We start from the raw sequence: 20,344 nt of genomic DNA, 5'->3' as shown, positions 1-20,344 counted from the left end.
CCATCCCACGAGTACCACCGGGACGATCACCTCATGAATGGTCAACCGCTCACCGAGCAGGCTCCGGCCGCCGCCCTGCGCCTCGGCACCCGGCGCAGCGCGCTCGCCATGGCCCAGTCGGGCATGGTCGCCCGCGAGGTGACCAGGCTCACCGGCCGCCCCGTCGAGCTGGTCGAGATCACCACCTACGGCGACACCTCCCGGGAGGCGCTCGCGCAGATCGGCGGCACCGGCGTGTTCGTCTCCGCGCTGCGGGACGCCCTGCTGGAGGGCCGGATCGACTTCGCCGTGCACTCGCTCAAGGACCTGCCCACCGCCGCGCCCGAGGGCCTGGCGCTGGCCGCCGTCCCGGAGCGCGAGGACGTGCGGGACGCCCTGGTCGCGGCCGAGGGCCTGACCCTGGACGAGCTGGTGGAGAAGCTGGCCGGCGCCGGCCGCCCGGCCCGGATCGGCACCGGCTCGCCGCGCCGGATGGCCCAGCTGAACGCCTGGGCCCGGGCCCGCGGGGCGCAGCTGGAGACCGTCGCGATCCGCGGCAACGTGGACACCCGGATCGGCTACGTGACCGGGGGCGAGCTGGACGCCGTGGTGCTGGCCACGGCCGGCCTCAACCGGCTCGGCCGCGGCGCCGAGATCTCGCAGCACCTGGACCCCGAGCTGATGATCCCGGCCCCCGGCCAGGGCGCGCTCGCGATCGAGTGCACCACCGCCGACACCGAGCTGACCGCCGCGCTCGCCGTGCTGGACCATGCCCCCACCCGGGTCGCCGTGGCCGCCGAGCGCGCCCTGCTGGCCACCCTGGAGGCCGGCTGCTCGGCTCCGGTGGCCGCACTGGCCACCTGGGGCCGGGAGACCGAACTGCAGCTGGACGGTGTGGTCGGAGACCCCGACGGCGCCGCCCTGCTGAAGATGTCCGCCAACGGTCCGATCGTCCTCGACGAGACCGCCGAGCAGCAGGCGCGGGCCCTCGGCCACGCCCTGGCCGCGCGGCTGCTCGACGCGGGCGCGGCCACCCTGATGGGGGAGCGAGCCCGATGAGCCCCACCGCCGCCACCGACGCCCTGTTCCCGGCCGGCCAGCCCACCGGACGGTGCACCTTCCTGGGGGCGGGCCCGGGGGACCCGGGCCTGCTGACCCTGCGTGCGGTCGAGGTGCTGTCCTCGGCCGACGTCCTGGTCGCCGACCCGCTGACCGCCGCGGCCGTGCGCACCCACTGCCCGGTCGGCGTGCAGGTGCACTCCCCGGCCGCCGAGGGCGCCGACTTCGACCTGGCCAAGCTGGTCGCCGAGGCCGTCCGGGCCGGCAAGCACGTGGTCCGCACCGTCGACGGCGACCCGGGCCTGGACGGCTGTGCCGCCGAGGAGATGCTCAGCTGCGCGGGCGACGGGATCCCCTTCGAGGTGATCCCGGGCGTCGCCCAGTCGGTCGGCGTCCCGGCCTACGCGGGCGTCCCGCTGCGCGGTGCGGCCGGCACCGACGTCCGCTTCGTGGACGGCGCCCAGCTGCTGTCCGGCGCCCCGGTCGACCTGGGCGCGCCGGAGACCACCCTGGTGGTGCGCACCACCCTGGGCCAGCTGCCGGCCACCGCGAGCGCGCTGGTCTCCAACGGCCGCAAGCCGGAGTCGGCGCTGAGCGCCACCCTGTCCGGCACCACCACCCGTCAGCGCACCTTCACGTCCACGCTGTCCACCATCGCGGCCGACCTCAAGGCCGCCCGGGTGCTGCCCTCGCCGGTGTCCGCCCCGGTGGACCCGGCGACCTCGGTGATAGCCGTGGTGGGCGAGCAGGTCGCCCACCGGGCCTCGCACTCGTGGTTCGAGACCAAGCCGCTGTTCGGCTGGAACGTCCTCGTGCCGCGCACCAAGGAGCAGGCCCACGGCCTGTCCGAGCAGCTGCGCTCGTACGGCGCGGTGCCGCAGGAGGTGCCGACCATCGCGGTCGAGCCGCCGCGCACCCCGCAGCAGATGGAGCGGGCCATCAAGGGCCTGGTCACCGGCCGGTACGAGTGGATCGCCTTCACCTCGGTGAACGCGGTGCGCGCCGTCCGGGAGAAGTTCGAGGAGTACGGCCTGGACGCCCGGGCGTTCGCCGGGATCAAGGTCGCGGCGGTCGGCGAGACCACCGCGCAGGCCCTGGTGGACTTCGGCGTGAAGCCGGACCTGGTGCCCTCCGGCGAGCAGTCCGCGGCCGGGCTGCTGGAGGACTGGCCACCGTACGACCCGGTCTTCGACCCGATCGACCGGGTGCTGCTCCCGCGCGCCGACATCGCCACCGAGACCCTGGTGGCCGGTCTGGTCGAGCTCGGCTGGGAGGTCGACGACGTGACGGCGTACCGGACGGTGCGCGCCTCGCCGCCGCCGGCCGAGACCCGCGAGGCGATCAAGGGCGGCGGCTTCGACGCGGTGTTGTTCACCTCGTCCTCGACCGTCCGGAACCTGGTCGGGATCGCGGGCAAGCCGCACAACGTCACGGTCATCGCCTGCATCGGCCCGGCCACCGCCAAGACCGCCGAGGAGCACGGCCTGCGGGTCGACGTGATGGCCCCGGCGCCGTCGGCGGCCGCGCTGGCCCAGGCGCTGGCAGACTTCGGAGCCAAGCGCCGTGACACCGCGACGGCCGCGGGCGAGCCGGTCTACCGGCCCAGCGAGCGCCGTCCGGGATCCCGCCGCAAGGCCCGCTGAGGGTCACCGACTACGGTGCTGGAGGCGGTGGTTCGCCGCCTCCAGCGCTGCACAACCGTTCGGAGAGAGAAGCCGTGTCCGCTGAATTCCCGTACGTTCGCCCCCGTCGTCTGCGGCAGAGCCCGGCGATGCGCCGGCTGGTCGCCGAGACCCGGCTGCACCCGGCGGAGCTGATCCTGCCCGCCTTCGTCAGCGAGGGCATCGCCGAGCCGAGGCCGATCGCCTCGATGCCGGGCGTGCTCCAGCACACCCGGGACAGCCTGCGGAAGGCCGCGGTGGAGGCCGCCGAGGCCGGCGTGGGCGGCATCATGCTGTTCGGCCTGCCCGAGGTGAAGGACGCCGTCGGCTCCGAGGGCACCAACCCGGACGGGATCCTCCAGCAGGCCATCCGCGACGTGGTCGCGGAGGTCGGCGACCAGCTGGTGGTCATGTCGGACCTCTGCCTGGACGAGTTCACCGACCACGGCCACTGCGGCGTGCTGGCCGAGGACGGCAGCGTGGACAACGACGCGACCCTGGCGCGCTACGCCGAGATGGCCGTGGTCCAGGCCGAGGCCGGCGTCCACATGGTCGGCCCGTCCGGGATGATGGACGGCCAGATCGCCGTCATCCGGCGGGCGCTGGACGACGCCGGGCACCAGGACGTCAGCGTCCTCGCCTACACGGCCAAGTACGCCTCCGCCCTGTACGGCCCGTTCCGCGAGGCCGTCAACTCCTCGCTCAAGGGCGACCGCAAGACCTACCAGCAGGACCCGGCGAACGCCCGCGAGGCGCTGCGCGAGCTGGAGCTGGACCTCGCCGAGGGCGCGGACCTGGTGATGGTCAAGCCGGCCATGCTCTACCTCGACGTCCTGCGGCAGGTCGCCGACGCCTCGCCGGTGCCGGTGGCCGCGTACCAGATCTCCGGCGAGTACTCGATGGTGGAGGCCGCCGCCGCCAACGGCTGGATCGAGCGGGAGCGCACCATCCTGGAGACGCTCACCTCCATCCGCCGGGCGGGTGCCGAGCAGATCCTCACCTACTGGGCGGTCGAGGCCGCCCGGATGCTCAAGCAGCGGTAAGCGCGCCGCGGCGCAGACGGAAGGCCGGGTCCCCGCTCGGTGCGGGGACCCGGCCTTCCGGTTCTCGTTACTTCCAGCCCTTGATGTGGGCGAAGCCCTCGCCGCCGCCGATCAGGTGGGTGGAGGTGGCGGCGCCGCCACCTCCACCTCCGGCGACGATGTCGGAGGTGTGGGCGATGCCGCCACCCCCACCCGCCAGGAACGGCTCGTCGGCGGAGGCCACGATGCCGCCGCCGCCCTCCAGGCCGACGTGCGCGAACGCCGGGGTGGCGGCACCCGCGAGCGCCAGCGCGGCGGTGGTGGTCAGGGCGGCCTTGGCCAGCTTGCTCTTCATGGATCTGCCCTCTCTGTGGGAGCGCCCCCGTGGGCGCTCTCCTCTGACTCGTGATCACATGCCGCCCGTCCGGTCCGGTGTCCCACGCACCAGGCCGGACGGGTGCTCACCCGGCCGAGCCGTCGGCCCGGTCGGATTCCTCGACCCGCAAGCCCGGAGGGCCCGGGGAGACCTTCCTCCCCGGGCCCTCCGTCCGTGCCACGTCCCTTGATCAGCCGATCAGGTGCGAGACACCCGCGTCGCCCGAGGACTGGGTGTTCTGGCCGACGTTGCAGATCTGCTTCGGGGTGCTGTTCAGGACCGGCACCTCGATCGGAACCGCGAGTCCGGCCGCGGCGGCGACGGCGATGTTGTGGATCTCCGGGAGGCAGACGTTCGCGTTGTCCAGGGTGTGGTAGTTCGGGCTGCCGTTGCCGTGGGTGCCGGTCTGGTTGGTGCCGCCGTTGCCCTGGACGGTGGTGGCCGCGCCGTCCGAGTCGGCGATGGCGGAAGCCGAGCCGGCGGACATCGCGATGGCGGCGGCGGCCAGGCCGGCGGCAGCGAGGGTCTTCTTGATCATTTCCGGTTTTCCTCTCAGGGGTGAATCGGGGAGCGATTCGAAGGTGGATCAGGGGGGTGGTGCAGGGGGAACCGAGCGAAGCTGAGCGTCAGCCGACCAGGTGGGACACGCCCGCGTCGCCGTGGCTCTGGGTGCCCTGGCCCTGGGTGCAGAACTGCTTGCCACCGCTGTTGGCGATCGGGACCTCGATCGGGACGGCCACACCCCCGGCCGCGGCGATGGCGATGTTGTGGATCTCCGGGAGGCAGACGTTCAGGTTGTCCAGGAAGTGGAAGTTCGGGCTGTTGTTCCCGACCGTCCCGGTGAAGTTGCTGCCGCCGTTGCCCTGGATGGAGGCGGCACCGCCGTCCGCGTCACCGATGGCCGAGGCGGGGGCGGCGGCACCGGCCAGCGCGGCGACGGCCAGGCCGGCGGCGGCGAAGGACTTCTGGATCATGGGGAGATCCCTCTCTGAAATGCTTTCGGTTTCCGTGCGTAGCAACGCGGTCGAACGCTCAGACCCGGTCTGCAGTCACTGATGTCCAGATCAAAGAATGACGGCACGGAAGGTTACGGGGATTTCTGAAAAGAGTCCGGGAGGCGCGTCCGGAGATGGTTTCCTGTCGGACTATTAGCCCGAATCGACTAACGCCCGCAATCCGAACTCACGGTCACTCGTTGCGCAGATTGCTTTCCGGCTGCGGCTCCGCAGCCCTCCCCGATGGATATCCGGTACTGGACCCCAGGACGTCCCCAGTACGGACAGGCAGAACGGTGAAAAGCATGAAGTTCTCCAAGCGGGCCGGCGCCTTGCTGCTGGCGGTCGGCGCGGGCGTGCTCGCCTCCCAGGGACCGACCTGCGCCGCCTCGGTAAGCCCCGACCAGGTCGGAGCCCTGGAGGACAGGCTGTCCACCCAGCAGGTCCCGGCGGACGTACCGCTGGCCCCGTTGGGCAGCCACGTCACGGCCGGCATCCCGACCTCGTTGGTCATGCCGCCGGTGCCCGGCCGGACCACCGACAACGGGCTGGTCCCCGACCACCTGGTGCCCCAGCTGCCCACCGGCAGGATCGGCCCGAGCGCCGAGGCCCAGCTGCCGCTCCCGCTGGTCGACCGGGGCGCCGACCTCGGCGAGGCGCTGCTGGAGGCCCCCGCCGCCCCGGTCCAGGCCAAGACCCCCGGCCTGGACGTGGGCAGGCCGCTGGCGCTGGTGCAGGACGGCACCGGCCAGCTCGCCGACGGCCGGCTCCGGGTGGACGAGGTGGACCCGCGGCTGGTGCCCGGCGCCGTGCAGACCGTCCCCGGGGCCACCGCGAGCCTCGGCGGCGACCAGGAACGGCTCTCCGCCACCGACGCGGTGAACGACCTGGCCGACACCACCGCCGGGACGGCCGGGGGCGTGCTGAGCCGGACCAGCGCGACCGGGGCGGCCTCCGGCCTGGTGCAGCAGGGCGGCCTGGCGGGCCTGGCCGGTCCGGCCCGGCTCTGAGGCCACCCCGGACGCGCCGGAGCCCGGCACCCCCGGCCACCAGGCGGGGTGCCGGGCTCCGGCGCGTCCGACCGCTCAGCCCGGCAGGACGCCGGACAGCCCGCCGACCAGCGGGAGGTCCTTGACGCCGCCGCCCGCGCTCAGCGGTCCGGTCAGCGTGCCGGTGCCCACCGGGGCCAGGCCCTGGTCCGGCTGGACGGTCGCACCGTTGTTGAGCACGTCGGCCGAGGAGTTGGCCCACGGGTCCAGGCGCAGGCTCTTGATCGGCGCGACGCCGTAGCCGAGCCCGGCCGTCGTCCCGTTCAGCGCCTGCCCGACGTCGGTCTTCGCGAGCGAGGCGGGGCCTGCCGGGGCCTGCCCGCCCGAGGTGGTGGCGGCCTGCGCCGAACCGGCGCCGAGCAGCACCACCGCGCCCACGGCGGCGGCCAGGCCGGCCCCGCCCTTCTTCGAAACCATGCGGATCACCCTTCGGTGGAGTGGGGCCCGGGTCCGGTCGGACCCGGGAGACGGGCCCCGGGGTCCGGACGTCCGGGGCGGAGATGCCGAACTGCCCCCCGGCCGACTGGTCGGGGGGCAGGACGGCCGGAACGCGTGCCGATCGGGGATCAGCAGTCGTCCGCGGGCTTCGGGTGCATCTCCACGTTGGCGCAGGTGTTGCCGAAGGCCGGGTTCAGCGGGCCGCCCGCGCCGAGGGTGTTGCCGCACAGGTTGAGCGGCATGTGGATCGGCACCTGGATCTGGTTGCCGGAGAGCACGCCGGGGGAGCCGGCGGCCACGCCCTCGGCGCCCGCGCTGGCGGCGGCTGAGCCCGCCGCGCCCAGCAGCAGGCCGGCAGCGGCGGCAGAGAGGACGGCGACCTTCTTCACGTTCTGCATGGGGGTTGATCTCCTCGATCACACATGGTTTGGAGCGTGCCGCCCCCCGGCGCTGCGGGCCGCGGCACGTGCTCGGTGAATCAGCTGTCGCCGGTGCGGCGACCGCCGGTTCAGCCGATGTTGGCGCAGTGGTTCCCGAACGCCGGGTTCAGGATGCCGCCCGCGCCGACGGTGTTGCCGCACAGGTTGAGCGGGATGTGGATCGGCACCTGGATCTGGTTGCCGGAGAGCACGCCGGGGGAACCGGCGGCGACACCCTCGGCGCCCGCGCTGGCGAACGCGCCGCCGGCGGCACCGAGCACCAGGCCGGTGGCGGCCACCGACAGCGCGGCGGCCTTCTTGAGGTTACGCATGAATTTCCTCCGAGTTTCTGCCCGACGGAAGGGAAATGTCGGGAGCCGGGCGAGCATTGAATGCTCACCCGATGGCTTCAGGGATCGCCGTGATTGTCACTCCGACGGCGCACACTGGCGTGTTCCGCCCATGGCTCGGGCGTCGACGCAGCCGCCGCGTCGTTCCCGGTGCCTCGCGAACGATTTCCGCGCGGCCGGGAACGATTCGGACAATGGCGTGACCAGGAATTCCCGGTCAGGCGTTCAGGCGGTGTCGTCGAACGCCGGGTTCTTGGGGGCCCGCCACGTCGACCGACTTGCCGGTGGTCTCGGTGTCGACGAGGCCGTGGGCGAGCTGCGCATGGGCGGTACTCGATTTCATTGAGTAGGGCCGGTTGAATCGTCTTCGCCAGGGAGAACGAGGCGGCGCGCGGGGGGAAACGGCCCGGCCCGTCGATCACCCGAATGCCGGTCAGGGGCTCCGCTGCTCCGGACGGGTGACAGTGCGCGCACCGTCGCAACCGGTCCGGACGGGTCTCGTTCTAGATGTCGCACTCCCCGTGCATCTCTGTTGAACAGTCAGGAGGCTCACATGAGCATCAAGAAGACCGCCGCCGTCGGCGCGGCTGTGGTGGGCATCGTGGCCGCCGGCGCCGGCACCGCGATGGCCAGTGCCGGCGCCGAGGGTGTCGCCGCCGGTTCCCCCGGTGTAATCTCCGGCAACCAGATCCAGGTGCCGATCCACATTCCGCTCAACCTGTGCGGCAACACCGTCGACGCCGCCGGCCTGCTGAACCCTGCGTTCGGCAACCACTGCGCCAACGTGGGCTGAGTCCGCACCCGGTTCGGCCGGTGAGAGCCGCCGTTCCGCGCTTCCCTCCTGGGGCGCGGAGCGGCGGCTTTTCCGCGTCCGTTCCGCTGTCGCCGCGTCAGCGCGCGGTGTCGTCAGGAGCCTTGTTGTACTACTTGTCAGTACCTAGAATCTGAGACCTGCTCACCTTTCTGCACCGCTCTTGCTCCGCACCGCCCGGCACCCCCGGCCGGACGGTTCCCCCGCCCCCGCAAGGAGTCGCGTGTGATCAGGTTCCGCACGTCCGCGGCGCGAGGAGCGCGAACGGGCTCGTCCCGGTCCGCCGCACTGCTCGCCACCGGCGTCCTCGTGGCCACCCTCGGCCTGGCCGGCGCCCCCGCCGCCCTCGCCGACGACGCCCCCGCTCCGGCCCAGGCCGCCACCCGCCCGGCCGCGATCGTCGCCCTCGGCGACAGTGCCATCTCCGGGGAGGGCGCCGGCACCGACACCGGCGACGGCTACTTCCCGGAGACGGACACCCCCACCAACTACTGCCACCGCCATCCCAAGTCGGAGATCTTCGTCACCGACATCCCCGCCGTCACCCCGATCGACCTCGCCTGCTCCGGCGCCCAGACCGGCGACCTGGTCAGCGACCCCGAGCTGGCCAAGATCACCGGCCCGGGCAGCGGTGACTTCGGCGAGCCCAAGCAGGACGTGAAACTCGCCGACACGGCGAGCAAGTACGACGTCAAGATGGTCGTCGTCACGATCGGTGCCAACGACGACTTCGACTTCAGCGGGATCATGATGCACTGCCTCGCGCAGTACTTCCCGATCCCCAAGGACCAGGGCTGCCGGGACACCATCGGCAGCGACGAGATCCGCCGGCGGGCCAAGGGGGTCCAGCCCAAGGTCGTCGCCGCACTGCAGAACATCCGGCAGACCATGCGCAAGGCGGGTTACGCCGACTCCGCGTACCAGCTGGTCTACCAGTCGTACTTCAACCCGATCACGCCGGACATCCGGCGCAACGACTACCTCGGCAAGATCGCCGACGGCTGTCCGGCCTTCCCCGAGGACCTCGCCTGGGGCCACAACTGGGTCGTCCCGACGTTGAGCGACGCACTCCGCGGCGCGGCCGAACAGGTGCCCGGCGTGCGGTACCTGGACCAGCGGCGGGTCGCCTTCGGACACGAGGTGTGCGCGGAGTGGACGACCTCGCCGTACGAGTACTCCAACGGGGACGTCATCAACCTCTCCGAGTGGGCGCGCAACGGCTGCGACTCCCAGATCGGCATCCCCGGGCTGTGCATGAACATGGTCCGCCAGTCGTACCACCTGCGGGTGGCCGGCTACCGCGGTGAGGGCGTCTGCCTCGGCCAGTTCTTCGCCAACCCCGACCAGACCGAGGCGTACTGCACGCTCAACCAGCAGAACACCACCTCGATCCAGCCCCTCACCCCCGGCAGGCCCTTCGGTGACGGTCCCGAGGACGGCTCCTGGTACCAGCTCACCAACGCGGCCACCGGCAACGCGCTCGACCTCTCCGGCGGCGGCACCTACGGCGACTCCACCAACGGCAGGGCCGCCATCAGCTACCCGGCGAGCGGCGGACTGAACCAGTCCTTCGTCCTGGAGGCCAAGTCCGGCGGCAGCTACGAACTGGACTTCAGTGGCAACCGCGACATGTGCCTGGACGCCAACGCCGCCGCCACCGCCCCCGGCACCCGGATCCAGCAGTGGGGCTGCAACGGCGGCGCCAACCAGCACTGGGTGTTCAAGCCGGCCGGCAACGGCACCTACAAGATCGCCGACTCCGCGGACCCGACCAAGGTCCTGGCCACCGGCACCACCCTCGACGCCAAGGGCAACCCCTACGTCGAACTCGCCACCGACACCGGCGCCCCCGCCCAGCTCTGGCAACTCACCAAGCTCGGCATCCTCTACGTCCACGGCTGAGGTGGCTCAGGCCGTCGCCGCCCCCACCGGGCGGCGACGGCGAACCCGTCCTCCGCCGAGGGGCTGCGGGGCGTGGAGCCCGGTGGGCCGTGCCGTAGGCTCACGGGAACGTCGTTGCGCCGGAGCCGCGCGCACCATGAGCGGGGCGGGGAGTACCCAGAGCAGATGAGCACGGCATCGAGCACCGAGTCGTCCAGCACTGAGCCGTCCAGCACCGAGCCGGTCGCGGCGGGGCAGCGCCCGGAGGAGCGGACGGGCCGTGCGCCCGAGCGGTTCCGGGCGCTGGTGGACCGCTTCGCGCCCGCGCTCGGCGCGTACGCGGTGGTCAAGGCGATCGGCCTGACCGTCTTCCTGGTGCTGCTGGAGCACACCGGCGACTACCTGAAGAAGCAGGTCGGCCGCGGCGGCGGCGCCCACGCCTGGGACGTGCTGGGCACCTGGGACGGCATCTGGTACCAGCGGATCGCCGAGAACGGGTACGACCCGCAGCTGATCCCGCTGCACGGCTTCCCGCTGGCCACCTACTACGAGAACTCCTCCGCCTTCTTCCCGCTCTACCCCTGGCTGATGCGGCTGGTCGGCGCGGTGACCGGGCTCGGCCCGTACGGCTCCGGGATCGTGGTCTCGGTGCTGGCCTCGCTGGTCGCCGCAGCCGGGATCTTCGCGATCGCCGAGCGGATCGGCGGCTTCCGGGCGGGTGTGATCGCCGCGGTGATCTGGGGCCTGTTCCCGGGTTCCGGCGTGGAGTGGGCGGTCTACTCGGACTCGCTGTTCGTCGCGCTGTCCGCCTGGGCCTGCTACTGCGTGATGACCCGCCGCTGGGTCGCCGCCGGGCTGCTGGCCCTGGTCGCGGGCCTCAACCGGCCGACCGCCGCCGCGCTGATCGCCGCCGTCTCGATCGCCGCGCTGGTCGCGCTGGTCCGCCGCACCGACGGGGTGGCCCGCCCGCTCACCGCGATGCTGATCACCCCGTGGGGCCTGTTCGGCTACGTCGCCTGGGTCGGCTGGCGGATGGGCGACTGGGGCGGCTACTTCAAGCTCCAGCGCGGCGCCTGGAACCGCTACTTCGACTTCGGCGCCTCCACCCTGCGCACGATCATGGACGTGATCACCGGCCACTGGGACTTCTGGCAGTCCAACCCCGTCCCGGACCTGATCGCCATCGCCCTGCTGATCGCCCTGCCCGGCCTGCTGGTGCTGCTCCGGCAGGCCCGCCCGCCGCTGGTCCTGTGGGTGTACACCGCGCTGACCATCTTCACCGCGCTGAGCAGCAACCAGATCTTCGGCAACATCTCGCGCTACCTGCTGCCCGCCTTCCCGCTGTTCATCGGTCTGGCGGTGGCGCTGCGCCGGGTGCGGACCTCCTCGCTGGTCGGGATGTTCGCGATGCCGGTGATCGCGGCGGGCTGGTACGCGGGCTATGCGCTGTTCGAGTTGGGCATCCCGTAACCCCGGGTTGGTTGGCTACGGGATCATCCGGCAGCAGACGGGCCGTTGCTAACCTCGGACGTATGACGACGACCCCGCCCGTGCGCCAGATCCGCGACATCTCCGGCCTGCTGGACCACGCGAGCCACATGCTGGCGACCCGGATGGCGGCGGCCTTCACCGAGCTCGGGATCACCCCCCGCGCGTACTGCGTGCTGTTCCACGCGCAGGAGGCCGAGCGCACCCAGATCCAGCTGGCCGAGCTGGCGGACCTGGACAAGACCACCATGGTGGTCACCGTCGACGAGTTGGAGAAGGCGGGCCTGGCCGAGCGCCGCCCGTCCGCCACGGACCGCCGGGCCCGGATCATCTCGGTCACCGAGGCGGGCGAGCGCGCCGTCGTGCAGGGGACCGCGATCGCCGACCAGGTCCACCGCGAGCTGCTGGAGGCGCTGCCGCAGCCGGAGCGGGAGGTCTTCGTCTCCGCCCTGACCCACCTGGTGGAGGGGCACCTGGCGGAGCCGGTCGAGAGCGAACGCACCGTCCGCCGCGCCCGCCGTTCCCGTGGCTGACACCCCTCCGCATCTCCTCCCGAGATAGATAGTCCCGAACAAAACAATCTGGTAGCGTCCTTCCCGGTACTCGACGAACCGGGAGATCCGCCATGACCACGCACGCCCCGGCCGCGCCCGACACGGTGCCCCCGGCCCCCGTTCGCCCCCGCGCACTGGCCCTCGCGGTGCTCTGCGCCAGCATGCTGATGATCGTCCTGGACGGCTCGATCGTCACCGTGGCGCTGCCCGCCATCCAGGACGACCTGCACTTCTCGCCCGCCGACCTCACCTGGACGGTCAACGCCTACCTGATCGCGTTCGGCGGGTTGCTCCTGCTGGCCGGCCGGCTCGGCGACCTGATCGGCCGCAAGCGCGTGTTCGTCGCCGGACTCGCCCTCTTCACCGCCGCCTCGCTGCTCTGCGCCGCCGCCACCGGACAGGGGATGCTGATCGCCGCCCGCTTCCTCCAGGGCGTCGGCGGCGCGATGGCCTCCGCGGTCAGCCTCGGCATGGTCGTCACGCTCTTCCCCGAGCCGGGCGAGCGCGGCCGGGCGATCGGCGCGTTCAGCTTCGTCGGCGCGGCCGGTGCCTCGATCGGCCAGGTCCTCGGCGGCGTCCTCACCCAGGCCCTCAGCTGGCACTGGATCTTCCTGATCAACCTGCCGCTCGGCCTCGCCGCCGTCCTGCTGGCCGCCCGGGTGCTGGAGACCGACCGAGGCCCGGGCCTGCGGGTCGGCGCCGACGCCCTGGGCGCCGCGCTGATCACCGCCGGCCTGATGCTCGGCATCCACACCGTCGTCGGCACCGGCGTCCACGGCTGGACCTCCGCCCGCACCCTCGGCCTCGGCGCGCTCTCCCTCGCCCTGCTGGCCGCCTTCCTGCTCCGTCAGGCCCGGGCCGCCCGGCCCCTGCTGCCGCTGCGGATGTTCCGCTCCCGCAACGTCTCCGGCGCCAACGCCGTGCAGCTCCTGACCATCTCCGGGATGTTCGCCTTCCAGATCCTGGTCGCCCTCTACCTGCAGCAGGTCCTCGGCTACGGCGCCGCCGCCACCGGCCTCGCGATGCTGCCCGCGGCGGTCGCCATCGGCGCGGTGTCGCTGCTGCTCTCGGCCCGGCTGGGCGCCCGGTTCGGCGAGCGCGCGGTGCTGCTCGCGGGCCTCGCGATGCTGGTCGTCGCGCTCGGCCTGCTGGCCCGGCTGCCGGCCGACGCCGACTACCCCGTCCACCTGCTGCCGACCATGCTGCTGATCGGCGGCGGCGGGCTGGTGCTGTCGGCGCTCGCGGTGCTCGGCATGTCCGGCGCCGGCCCGGAGGACGCGGGCACCGCCTCCGGCCTGTTCAACACCACCCAGCAGGTCGGCGGCGCGTTCGGCGTCGCCGTGCTCACCACCCTCGCCGACGGCCGCGCCGGCGCCCTGGCCGCCGCGGGGCAGCCTGCGGCCGAGGCGCTCACCGGCGGCTTCCGACTAGCCTTCACGGTGGCCGCCGGTCTGCTCGCGGCGGCCCTGGCGCTGGCGGCGGTGGTGCTCCGACCGTCCGTCAACCAGCCGTCCGGCCAGGATGACCGACGTCAGCCCGAGCAGTAGTGGTGGAGGCGGTGGGTGTAGTCGCCGTCGTCCCCCGCGCTGACGGCCTGGACCGCGACGGCGAGCACCAGCACCGGCAACAGGGCCACCAGCGCGCCGTGCAGGCAGCCCACCCGCACCACCGACCGCCGCCGGAACGCGGCCACGACGATCCAGACGGCCCAGCCGACCGCGAGGGCGCCCAGCGCCACGCCGGTCCAGCCGAGCGGGAGGACGTACCCGGGAGCGCCGTCACTGTCATGGCACTCGCTCAACGCGCGCCGCACGCCGCCGACTTGGTCGGCGGACCACCACGTGCACGCCAGGCCGACGCCCATCGGCAGCAGGGGGTAGGCGGCTTCGAACCGGCCGCGGGAGGGCGCTCCCGCGGCCGGTGCTGCGTACGTCATGAGGTTCCCCCCGGTGGTGCGCCCCTGTTACGGCCAGACCAGGCAGTACAGCTGGTGCCCGGCCTCGTGCAGCCGGTTGGCGAAGTCCTGCCACTCGTGCAGCATGGTGTAGATCACGAAGGCGTCGCGGGGGCCGCGGCGGTCGGGGACGGTGGACCAGATGAAGGCGGCGGCGCCCAGCTCCGTCTCGTCCGCCTTGCGGAGCGGTTCGACCACGTTGTGGGGGAGTTGGACGACGGCGTAGTCCGGGTGCAGGACGACGAGTTCCAGCGGCGGCACCTGGTGCAGCGGGACGCCCTGGATGCCGGTGAGGACCATGGCGCTCATGGTCTCCGGCTTGATCTTGGTGGAGAGGTGGCCGGTGGGGGAGCCGCTGGTCTCCATCAGGTCGCCGAGCCGCCCCAGGGCGCCGAGTTCGCCGGCGTCCAGGCCGAGTCCGCCCGGACCGAGGGCGGTGGGGACTCTGGCGGCGGTCGCGCGGTCCGGTGCGCCGAAGTACTTGTAGGTCACCCCCACGCGTCCCTCACCCCGCCTCTCGCCGCCGCGACGACCACGCCCCGTACCCGCTCCCGTACCCCCGCGTGCCGTTTCGGCGGGCCTGCGGGAGCCTCCCGCCGCCTCGTCGAAGCCGTCCTGCGCCTCGGACACTCGGACCATCCTCACCGGAATTCGCCGGAATCGACAGACCCCCGCACGCCCGGCGCCCACCGGACGTGCTCCTTACCCGTCATGCGCCGCCGTACCCACCTGCGGTAGGCGGCAGTCCTCTCCACACCCCTGCACACAACCGGAGCGCTCGTCGCGCTCTGTGCACACAGTCTGACTGGTCCGTGCTCCGGAACAGCCAGCGGCCCCGCCCGTACGCGACCGTCACGGACGACCGTCACGGACAACCGTACAGACAACGGTGCCCGGATCATCGTTCCAGATGATCGGGCCGGACATGCAGAGCTCAAGGACACGATTTGAGACCATGTCTCACGTGAGCTACCCCTACGAAGCCCCCCAGTCCCAGTCGCTGTTCGATCGCGCCTCCGTGGTCACGCCCGGCGGCGTCAACTCCCCGGTGCGCGCCTTCCGCGCGGTCGGCGGTACGCCGCGCTTCATGGTGTCCGGCACCGGCCCCTACCTCACCGACGCCGACGGCCGCGAGTACGTCGACCTGGTGTGCTCGTGGGGTCCGATGATCCTCGGCCACGCGAACCCCGCCGTGATCGACGCCGTCCAGCGGGCCGTCGCCCTCGGTACCTCCTTCGGCACGCCCGGCCAGGGCGAGGTCGAGCTCGCCGAGGAGATCGTCGCCCGGGTCGCCCCGGTCGAGCAGGTCCGGCTGGTCTCCTCCGGCACCGAGGCCACCATGTCCGCGATCCGGCTCGCCCGCGGCTTCACCGGCCGGGCGAAGGTGGTCAAGTTCGCCGGCTGCTACCACGGTCACGTGGACGCGCTGCTGGCCGCCGCCGGTTCCGGCGTGGCCACCTTCGGCCTGCCGGACACCCCGGGCGTCACCGGCGCCCAGGCCGGCGACACCATCGTGCTGCCGTACAACGACCTGGCCGCGGTCGAGCAGGCCTTCGCCGCCCACCCGGGCGAGATCGCCTGCGTCATCACCGAGGCCTCGCCCGGCAACATGGGCGTCGTCCCGCCGCTGCCCGGCTTCAACGCCGGCCTGGCCCGGCTCTGCCGGAACAACGGCGCGCTGTTCATCTCCGACGAGGTGATGACCGGTTTCCGCGTCTCCAAGGCCGGCTGGTACGGCCTGGAGGCGGCCAACGAGGGCTGGGCCCCGGACCTGCTGACCTTCGGCAAGGTCATGGGCGGCGGCTTCCCGGCCGCGGCCTTCGGCGGTCGCGCCGACGTGATGGCCCACCTGGCCCCGGCCGGCCCGGTCTACCAGGCGGGCACCCTGTCCGGGAACCCGGTCGCCACCGCGGCCGGCCTGGCCCAGCTGCGCGGCTGCACCGACGAGGTGTACGCGACGGTGGACCGGGTGTCCGCCGAGATCTCCGGGCTGGTCTCCGAGGCGCTCACCAAGGAGGGCGTGGCGCACCGGCTGCAGACCGCCGGGAACATGTTCTCGGTGTTCTTCACCGAGGCCGCGGTCACCAACTACGACGAGGCCAGGACCCAGGAGGCGTACCGTTTCACCGCCTTCTTCCACGCGATGCTGGCCGACGGCGTCTACCTGCCGCCGTCCGCCTTCGAGTCCTGGTTCGTCTCGGCGAGCCACGACGAGCGGGCGATCGAGCGGATCGCCGCCGCCCTGCCGGCCGCCGCGCGCGCCGCTGCCGCCGCCACGGCCTAGCCGGAACCGACCCCAGGAGTAGTTGAGAAGTGAGTGCCGAAGAGATCACCGTCGTCCACCTGATGCGTCACGGTGAGGTGCACAACCCGGAGGGCGTCCTGTACGGGCGCCTGCCGGACTACCACCTGTCCGAGCTGGGCCGGCAGATGGCCGACCGGGTCGCCGAGGACCTGGCCGACCGGGACATCACCCACGTGGTGGCCTCCCCGCTGGAGCGGGCGCAGGAGACCGCCGCGCCGATCGCCAAGGCGCACGGCCTGGACGTCGCGGCGGACGGGCGACTGATCGAGGCGGAGAACGTCTTCGAGGGCAAGACCTTCGGCGTCGGCGACGGCTCGCTGCGCAACCCGGGCTACTGGAAGTACCTCACCAACCCCTTCAGGCCCTCCTGGGGCGAGCCGTACCTCGACCAGGCGGTGCGGATGATGGGCGCGCTCGGTGCCGCCCGGGACGCCGCCCGCGGGCACGAGGCGGTCTGCGTCAGCCACCAGCTGCCGATCTGGATCGTCCGCTCCTTCGTCGAGCGCCGCCGGCTCTGGCACGACCCGCGCAACCGGCAGTGCTCGCTGGCCTCGCTGACCAGCTTCACCTTCGAGGGCGACAGGATCGTCTCGGTCGGCTACCGCGAGCCGGCCCGTGACCTGCTGCCCGCGCACCTGGTGGGCAAGGGCCGCAAGGGCGACAAACCGGTGGGCAAGAGCTTCGGCGCCTGACGCCCGTAAGGGGTGCGTAAGTATGACTTCGGGTCACCTGGCGATCGCCGGGTGACCCGAAGTCGTCGCAGGTCAGATGGGGTGTGGCGCGCAAGGGAGGACCCCCCCGAACCCGCCTGGAACTCCATGCGAAACTTTTCACATGTCTGCCATGACGCGCCCCCGTCCCCGTGTCGCCGCAGCCGCCGCCACAGTCGCCGCCGCTGCGCTCGTCCTCACCGGCTGTTCCTCCTCGGGCTCGTCGAGCAGCGGCGAAGGCCAGGTCGGCTTCGTCACCGTCAAGGGGACGAACCTGTCGAAGGCGGACGCGGGCAAGCGCGGGGACGCGCCGGACATCTCCGGGGAGACCCTGGAGGGCAACCAGGTCAAGCTCTCGGACTACCGCGGCAAGGTCGTGGTGCTGAACGTCTGGGGCTCCTGGTGCGGGCCGTGCCGGGCCGAGGCGAAGAACCTCCAGGCCGTCGCGGACGAGTACAAGGACAAGGGCGTCCAGTTCCTGGGCATCAACACCCGGGACACCGACAAGACCAACGCCGTCCGCTTCGAGCAGGAGCAGGGCGTCAGCTTCCCGAGCATCTTCGACCCGGCCGGCACCCAGCTGCTCAAGTTCCCCAGGGGCAGCCTCAACCCCCAGTCCATCCCGACCACCCTGGTCGTCGACCGCGACGGCAAGCTGGCCGCCCGTGCCGTCGGCGGGACGACCCAGGACGCGCTGGAGTCGATCGTCCAGCCGGTGGTCGCGGAGCAGCAGCAGTGAGTGGGCCACTGCAGCCGGCCGGCCTCCCGCTGGCCGACACCTTCACCACCGTGCAGAGCGGCGCGCTGCTGGCCGCGGCGCCGATCGCGCTGGCGGCCGGGCTGGTGTCGTTCTTCTCGCCCTGCGTGCTGCCACTGGTGCCCGGCTACCTCTCGTACGTGACCGGCTTCTCCGCCGCCGACCTCGCCGATGCCCGCGGTACCAGGCGCGGCCGGATGCTGCTCGGGGCGACGCTGTTCATCCTCGGCTTCACCGTGGTCTTCGTCTCCGGCGGGGCGCTGTTCGGCCAGTTCGGCAACACCCTCCAGGAGCACAAGCGGGTCATCTCGATCGTGCTCGGCTCGCTCACCGTGGTGATGGGCCTGGCCTTCATGGGCCTCGTCCCCGGCCTGAGCATGCGCGAGGTGCGCTCGCACCGCCGCCCGGCCGTCGGCCTGCTCGGCGCGCCGCTGCTGGGCATGGTGTTCGGCGTCGGCTGGACGCCCTGCATCGGCCCGACCCTGGCCGCCGTCCAGACCCTGTCCCTGAACCAGGCGGACGCGGCGCGCGGGGCCCTGTTGATGACCTTCTACTGCCTGGGCCTCGGCGTACCGTTCATCGTGGCCGCGCTGGCGTTCCGCCGGGCGCTGGGTGCCTTCGGGTGGGTCAAACGGCACTACCCGCTCGTCATGCGGATCGGTGGCGGCATGCTCGTCGCGGTCGGTCTGCTGCTCGTCACCGGGATCTGGGATTCCTGGATGAGCGAACTGCAGTCCTGGACCGCCGACTCCCAGATCGGAATCTGACCGTGAGCAAGACCACGACCGATACCGAGCTGCCCCCGGCACCGGACGACGAGGCCGCCGCCGAGCGGCTCAGCACCGCACCGGTCGAGTCCGAGGGGCCGACCGGCATAGGGGTGTTCGGCTGGGCGCGCTGGATGTGGCGCCAGCTGACCTCGATGCGGGTCGCCCTGATCCTGCTGTTCCTGCTGTCGCTGGCCGCCATCCCGGGCTCGCTGATCCCGCAGAACGGCCAGAACCAGTTCAAGGTGCAGACCTGGAAGGCACAGCACACCGCGGTCGCGCCGATCTACGAGAAGCTGCAGCTGTTCGACGTCTACAGCTCGGTCTGGTTCTCCGCGATCTACATCCTGCTGTTCGTCTCGCTGGCCGGCTGCATCGTCCCGCGCACCTGGCAGTTCGTCGGCGTGCTGCGCGCGCAGCCGCCGGCCGCGCCGCGCAACCTGACCCGGATGCCGGTGTACGCGGCCTGGCGCACCGGGGCGGACGCGGAGCAGGTGAACGCCGCCGCCCACCGGCTGCTGCGCAAGCGCGGCTTCCGCGCCAACCTGTCCGGCGGCTCGGTGGCCGCCGAGAAGGGCTACCTGCGCGAGGTCGGCAACCTACTGTTCCACCTGTCGCTGTTCGCGCTGCTCGGCGGCTTCGCCTGGGCCAGCCTGGCCTCCGGCACCGGCGGCAAGCTGATGGTCGAGGGGCAGGGGTACTCCAACACCATCACCCAGCTCGACGACTTCACCGGCACCCGGTTCTACGGGAACCAGGACCTCGACCCCTTCTACCTGAAGCTCGACGACTTCACCTCCAAGTTCCAGAACACCGGTGACCAGATGGGCGCCGCCCGGCAGTTCACCGCGAACGTCGAGTACTACCAGGGCAGCGACGAGTCGAAGCTGAAGAAGGGCACGATCGAGGTCAACCACCCGCTGGAGATCGGCGGCAGCAAGGTCTACCTGATCGGCCACGGCTACGCCCCGGTGATCACCGTGAAGAACGGCAAGGGCGACGTGGTCTACCACGACGTCGTGCCGTTCCTGCCGCAGGACGCCAACCTGACCTCGACCGGCGTGGTGAAGGTCTCCGACTACGGCGCCGGCCCGGACGGCAACAGGACCCAGCTGGGCTTCTCCGGCTTCTTCCTGCCGACCGCCCCGCTGAGCTTCGCCGGCACCGGCCCGATCTCGCTGTTCCCCGGCGACGCCGCCCCCGAGCTGGTGCTGAACGCCTTCTCCGGCGACCTCGGCACCGACTCCGGCCTGCCGCAGAACATCTACCAGCTGAACACCTCCAAGCTCACCCAGATGCAGCAGGACGGTCAGCCGGCCAAGGCCCTGCTCAAGCCCGGCCAGGCCTGGGACCTGCCGAACGGCTACGGCAGCGTCACCTTCGAGGGCTACAAGCAGTGGGCGAGCTTCAACGTCTCGCACCGCCCTGGCAACGCGATCGCGCTGACCGGCGCCGTCCTGGCGATCCTCGGCCTGATCGGCTCGCTGTTCATCCAGCGCCGCCGGATCTGGGTGCGGGCGGTGGCCCTGCCGGGCGGCGGCACCCAGGTGGAGCTGGCCGGTCTGGCCCGCAGCGAGTCGGCGAAGATCGCCGAGGAGCTGGCCGAACTCGCGGTGGACCTCCAGGACGACGCCCCGGCGTCGGAGGAGGAAGACGGAACCGCGGAGGCCGACGCCGGGGCCCCGGCCGAGGAAGCACTACCCGACGACCCCGAGGCCGAGGCCTCGGACCCCGCAGTCCCCGCCGACCAGAACTCCAAGGAGTAGACG

Annotated in this window: 22 protein-coding genes; 14 read left to right on the top strand and 8 right to left on the bottom strand. The window is 72.2% G+C overall.

The annotated features are described in order from the left end of the window. Window positions 1-33: 33 nt before the first annotated feature. The 3 genes from hemC to hemB all read left to right on the top strand — a co-directional run bounded on the left by hemC (window position 34) and on the right by hemB (window position 3,742). Entirely contained in the window at window positions 34-1,038 is a 1,005-nt protein-coding gene (gene hemC, locus ACH4J0_RS26925) for a hydroxymethylbilane synthase (RefSeq protein ID WP_396243163.1), read from the top strand. After that, complete coding sequence (locus ACH4J0_RS26920; RefSeq protein ID WP_396243162.1) at window positions 1,035-2,681, top strand: uroporphyrinogen-III synthase; 1,647 nt, start codon at window positions 1,035-1,037, stop codon at window positions 2,679-2,681. Before hemC ends, ACH4J0_RS26920 begins: the two co-directional genes overlap by 4 nt. Window positions 2,682-2,755: 74 nt before the next feature. Next, window positions 2,756-3,742, top strand: coding sequence for a porphobilinogen synthase (gene hemB, locus ACH4J0_RS26915; RefSeq protein WP_396243161.1), 987 nt, complete (start codon window positions 2,756-2,758; stop codon window positions 3,740-3,742). A 67-nt stretch (window positions 3,743-3,809) separates the two neighbouring features. Here the strand turns inward: hemB and ACH4J0_RS26910 are convergent, their stop codons facing one another. From ACH4J0_RS26910 to ACH4J0_RS26900, 3 genes are all read right to left on the bottom strand, one after another. Further along, window positions 3,810-4,076: a hypothetical protein gene (locus ACH4J0_RS26910; protein WP_396243160.1), complete on the bottom strand. Its 267-nt coding sequence runs from the start codon at window positions 4,074-4,076 to the stop codon at window positions 3,810-3,812. A gap of 211 nt (window positions 4,077-4,287) precedes the next feature. Continuing rightward, complete coding sequence (locus ACH4J0_RS26905) at window positions 4,288-4,635, bottom strand: rodlet layer protein (protein WP_396243159.1); 348 nt, start codon at window positions 4,633-4,635, stop codon at window positions 4,288-4,290. Window positions 4,636-4,723: 88 nt separating this feature from the next. Then, a complete protein-coding gene (locus ACH4J0_RS26900) occupies window positions 4,724-5,071 on the bottom strand; it encodes a rodlet layer protein (RefSeq protein ID WP_396243158.1) in 348 nt (115 codons plus the stop codon). 326 nt (window positions 5,072-5,397) lie between these two features. On the opposite strand from ACH4J0_RS26900, the gene ACH4J0_RS26895 reads away from it, so the two are divergent. Continuing rightward, window positions 5,398-6,102, top strand: coding sequence for a hypothetical protein (locus tag ACH4J0_RS26895; protein ID WP_396243156.1), 705 nt, complete (start codon window positions 5,398-5,400; stop codon window positions 6,100-6,102). Window positions 6,103-6,177: 75 nt separating this feature from the next. Here the strand turns inward: ACH4J0_RS26895 and ACH4J0_RS26890 are convergent, their stop codons facing one another. From ACH4J0_RS26890 to ACH4J0_RS26880, 3 genes are all read right to left on the bottom strand, one after another. Next, complete coding sequence (locus ACH4J0_RS26890) at window positions 6,178-6,558, bottom strand: hypothetical protein (RefSeq protein ID WP_396243155.1); 381 nt, start codon at window positions 6,556-6,558, stop codon at window positions 6,178-6,180. A gap of 149 nt (window positions 6,559-6,707) precedes the next feature. Beyond that, window positions 6,708-6,977: a chaplin gene (locus tag ACH4J0_RS26885; protein ID WP_396243154.1), complete on the bottom strand. Its 270-nt coding sequence runs from the start codon at window positions 6,975-6,977 to the stop codon at window positions 6,708-6,710. 110 nt (window positions 6,978-7,087) lie between these two features. After that, window positions 7,088-7,330, bottom strand: a complete 243-nt coding sequence (locus tag ACH4J0_RS26880; RefSeq protein ID WP_396243153.1) for a chaplin — start codon at window positions 7,328-7,330, stop codon at window positions 7,088-7,090. Between the two features lie 571 nt (window positions 7,331-7,901). On the opposite strand from ACH4J0_RS26880, the gene ACH4J0_RS26875 reads away from it, so the two are divergent. The 5 genes from ACH4J0_RS26875 (at window position 7,902) to ACH4J0_RS26855 (ending at window position 13,629) form a co-directional block, all read left to right on the top strand. Beyond that, window positions 7,902-8,141, top strand: a complete 240-nt coding sequence (locus tag ACH4J0_RS26875) for a chaplin (protein WP_396243152.1) — start codon at window positions 7,902-7,904, stop codon at window positions 8,139-8,141. A 243-nt stretch (window positions 8,142-8,384) separates the two neighbouring features. After that, window positions 8,385-10,061, top strand: coding sequence for an RICIN domain-containing protein (locus tag ACH4J0_RS26870; protein WP_396243151.1), 1,677 nt, complete (start codon window positions 8,385-8,387; stop codon window positions 10,059-10,061). 165 nt (window positions 10,062-10,226) lie between these two features. Further along, entirely contained in the window at window positions 10,227-11,510 is a 1,284-nt protein-coding gene (locus ACH4J0_RS26865) for a glycosyltransferase family 39 protein (RefSeq protein WP_396243150.1), read from the top strand. A 62-nt stretch (window positions 11,511-11,572) separates the two neighbouring features. Continuing rightward, the gene (locus ACH4J0_RS26860) at window positions 11,573-12,061 is read left to right on the top strand and encodes a MarR family winged helix-turn-helix transcriptional regulator (protein ID WP_396243149.1); all 489 of its coding nucleotides are present in this window, start codon (window positions 11,573-11,575) and stop codon (window positions 12,059-12,061) included. Window positions 12,062-12,153: 92 nt separating this feature from the next. Next, window positions 12,154-13,629: an MFS transporter gene (locus ACH4J0_RS26855; RefSeq protein WP_396243148.1), complete on the top strand. Its 1,476-nt coding sequence runs from the start codon at window positions 12,154-12,156 to the stop codon at window positions 13,627-13,629. On the opposite strand, the gene ACH4J0_RS26850 is transcribed toward ACH4J0_RS26855, so the two are convergent. Both ACH4J0_RS26850 and ACH4J0_RS26845 read right to left on the bottom strand, forming a co-directional pair. After that, window positions 13,614-14,018: a hypothetical protein gene (locus ACH4J0_RS26850; protein ID WP_396243147.1), complete on the bottom strand. Its 405-nt coding sequence runs from the start codon at window positions 14,016-14,018 to the stop codon at window positions 13,614-13,616. The two genes, ACH4J0_RS26855 and ACH4J0_RS26850, sit on opposite strands and share 16 nt — an antisense overlap. 27 nt (window positions 14,019-14,045) lie before the next feature. Then, on the bottom strand, window positions 14,046-14,528 hold the full coding sequence (locus tag ACH4J0_RS26845) for a hypothetical protein (protein WP_072655062.1): 483 nt from the start codon (window positions 14,526-14,528) through the stop codon (window positions 14,046-14,048). 463 nt (window positions 14,529-14,991) lie between these two features. Between ACH4J0_RS26845 and hemL the strand changes: the two genes are divergently transcribed. The 5 genes from hemL (at window position 14,992) to ACH4J0_RS26820 (ending at window position 20,341) form a co-directional block, all read left to right on the top strand. Next, complete coding sequence (gene hemL, locus ACH4J0_RS26840) at window positions 14,992-16,320, top strand: glutamate-1-semialdehyde 2,1-aminomutase (protein WP_396243146.1); 1,329 nt, start codon at window positions 14,992-14,994, stop codon at window positions 16,318-16,320. Window positions 16,321-16,382: 62 nt separating this feature from the next. After that, on the top strand, window positions 16,383-17,033 hold the full coding sequence (locus ACH4J0_RS26835) for a histidine phosphatase family protein (RefSeq protein WP_396243226.1): 651 nt from the start codon (window positions 16,383-16,385) through the stop codon (window positions 17,031-17,033). A gap of 142 nt (window positions 17,034-17,175) precedes the next feature. Beyond that, complete coding sequence (locus tag ACH4J0_RS26830) at window positions 17,176-17,790, top strand: TlpA family protein disulfide reductase (RefSeq protein ID WP_396243145.1); 615 nt, start codon at window positions 17,176-17,178, stop codon at window positions 17,788-17,790. Continuing rightward, window positions 17,787-18,575, top strand: coding sequence for a cytochrome c biogenesis CcdA family protein (locus ACH4J0_RS26825; RefSeq protein WP_396243144.1), 789 nt, complete (start codon window positions 17,787-17,789; stop codon window positions 18,573-18,575). Before ACH4J0_RS26830 ends, ACH4J0_RS26825 begins: the two co-directional genes overlap by 4 nt. A 2-nt stretch (window positions 18,576-18,577) precedes the next feature. Next, window positions 18,578-20,341, top strand: coding sequence for a cytochrome c biogenesis protein ResB (locus ACH4J0_RS26820; protein WP_396243143.1), 1,764 nt, complete (start codon window positions 18,578-18,580; stop codon window positions 20,339-20,341). The last annotated feature ends 3 nt before the right edge of the window (window positions 20,342-20,344 follow it).

Origin of the sequence: Kitasatospora sp. NPDC017646, assembly GCF_044329365.1 — a bacterium.
In the GTDB taxonomy this organism is placed as follows: Bacteria; Actinomycetota; Actinomycetes; order Streptomycetales; family Streptomycetaceae; genus Kitasatospora.
This window is presented reverse-complemented; position numbering and strand designations above follow the sequence as displayed.

What these genes read in the sequence shown, in the direction of transcription:
- ACH4J0_RS26860 (WP_396243149.1), top strand. Translation starts at nt 11,573, where the DNA reads ATGACGACGACCCCGCCCGTGCGCCAGATCCGCGACATCTCCGGCCTG.
- ACH4J0_RS26890 (WP_396243155.1), bottom strand. Translation starts at nt 6,558, where the DNA reads ATGGTTTCGAAGAAGGGCGGGGCCGGCCTGGCCGCCGCCGTGGGCGCG.
- hemL (WP_396243146.1), top strand. Translation starts at nt 14,992, where the DNA reads ATGTCTCACGTGAGCTACCCCTACGAAGCCCCCCAGTCCCAGTCGCTG.
- ACH4J0_RS26895 (WP_396243156.1), top strand. Translation starts at nt 5,398, where the DNA reads ATGAAGTTCTCCAAGCGGGCCGGCGCCTTGCTGCTGGCGGTCGGCGCG.
- ACH4J0_RS26900 (WP_396243158.1), bottom strand. Translation starts at nt 5,071, where the DNA reads ATGATCCAGAAGTCCTTCGCCGCCGCCGGCCTGGCCGTCGCCGCGCTG.
- ACH4J0_RS26835 (WP_396243226.1), top strand. Translation starts at nt 16,383, where the DNA reads ATGCGTCACGGTGAGGTGCACAACCCGGAGGGCGTCCTGTACGGGCGC.
- hemC (WP_396243163.1), top strand. Translation starts at nt 34, where the DNA reads ATGAATGGTCAACCGCTCACCGAGCAGGCTCCGGCCGCCGCCCTGCGC.
- ACH4J0_RS26880 (WP_396243153.1), bottom strand. Translation starts at nt 7,330, where the DNA reads ATGCGTAACCTCAAGAAGGCCGCCGCGCTGTCGGTGGCCGCCACCGGC.
- ACH4J0_RS26905 (WP_396243159.1), bottom strand. Translation starts at nt 4,635, where the DNA reads ATGATCAAGAAGACCCTCGCTGCCGCCGGCCTGGCCGCCGCCGCCATC.
- ACH4J0_RS26830 (WP_396243145.1), top strand. Translation starts at nt 17,176, where the DNA reads ATGTCTGCCATGACGCGCCCCCGTCCCCGTGTCGCCGCAGCCGCCGCC.
- ACH4J0_RS26875 (WP_396243152.1), top strand. Translation starts at nt 7,902, where the DNA reads ATGAGCATCAAGAAGACCGCCGCCGTCGGCGCGGCTGTGGTGGGCATC.
- ACH4J0_RS26910 (WP_396243160.1), bottom strand. Translation starts at nt 4,076, where the DNA reads ATGAAGAGCAAGCTGGCCAAGGCCGCCCTGACCACCACCGCCGCGCTG.
- ACH4J0_RS26850 (WP_396243147.1), bottom strand. Translation starts at nt 14,018, where the DNA reads ATGACGTACGCAGCACCGGCCGCGGGAGCGCCCTCCCGCGGCCGGTTC.
- ACH4J0_RS26855 (WP_396243148.1), top strand. Translation starts at nt 12,154, where the DNA reads ATGACCACGCACGCCCCGGCCGCGCCCGACACGGTGCCCCCGGCCCCC.
- ACH4J0_RS26865 (WP_396243150.1), top strand. Translation starts at nt 10,227, where the DNA reads ATGAGCACGGCATCGAGCACCGAGTCGTCCAGCACTGAGCCGTCCAGC.
- ACH4J0_RS26920 (WP_396243162.1), top strand. Translation starts at nt 1,035, where the DNA reads ATGAGCCCCACCGCCGCCACCGACGCCCTGTTCCCGGCCGGCCAGCCC.
- ACH4J0_RS26885 (WP_396243154.1), bottom strand. Translation starts at nt 6,977, where the DNA reads ATGCAGAACGTGAAGAAGGTCGCCGTCCTCTCTGCCGCCGCTGCCGGC.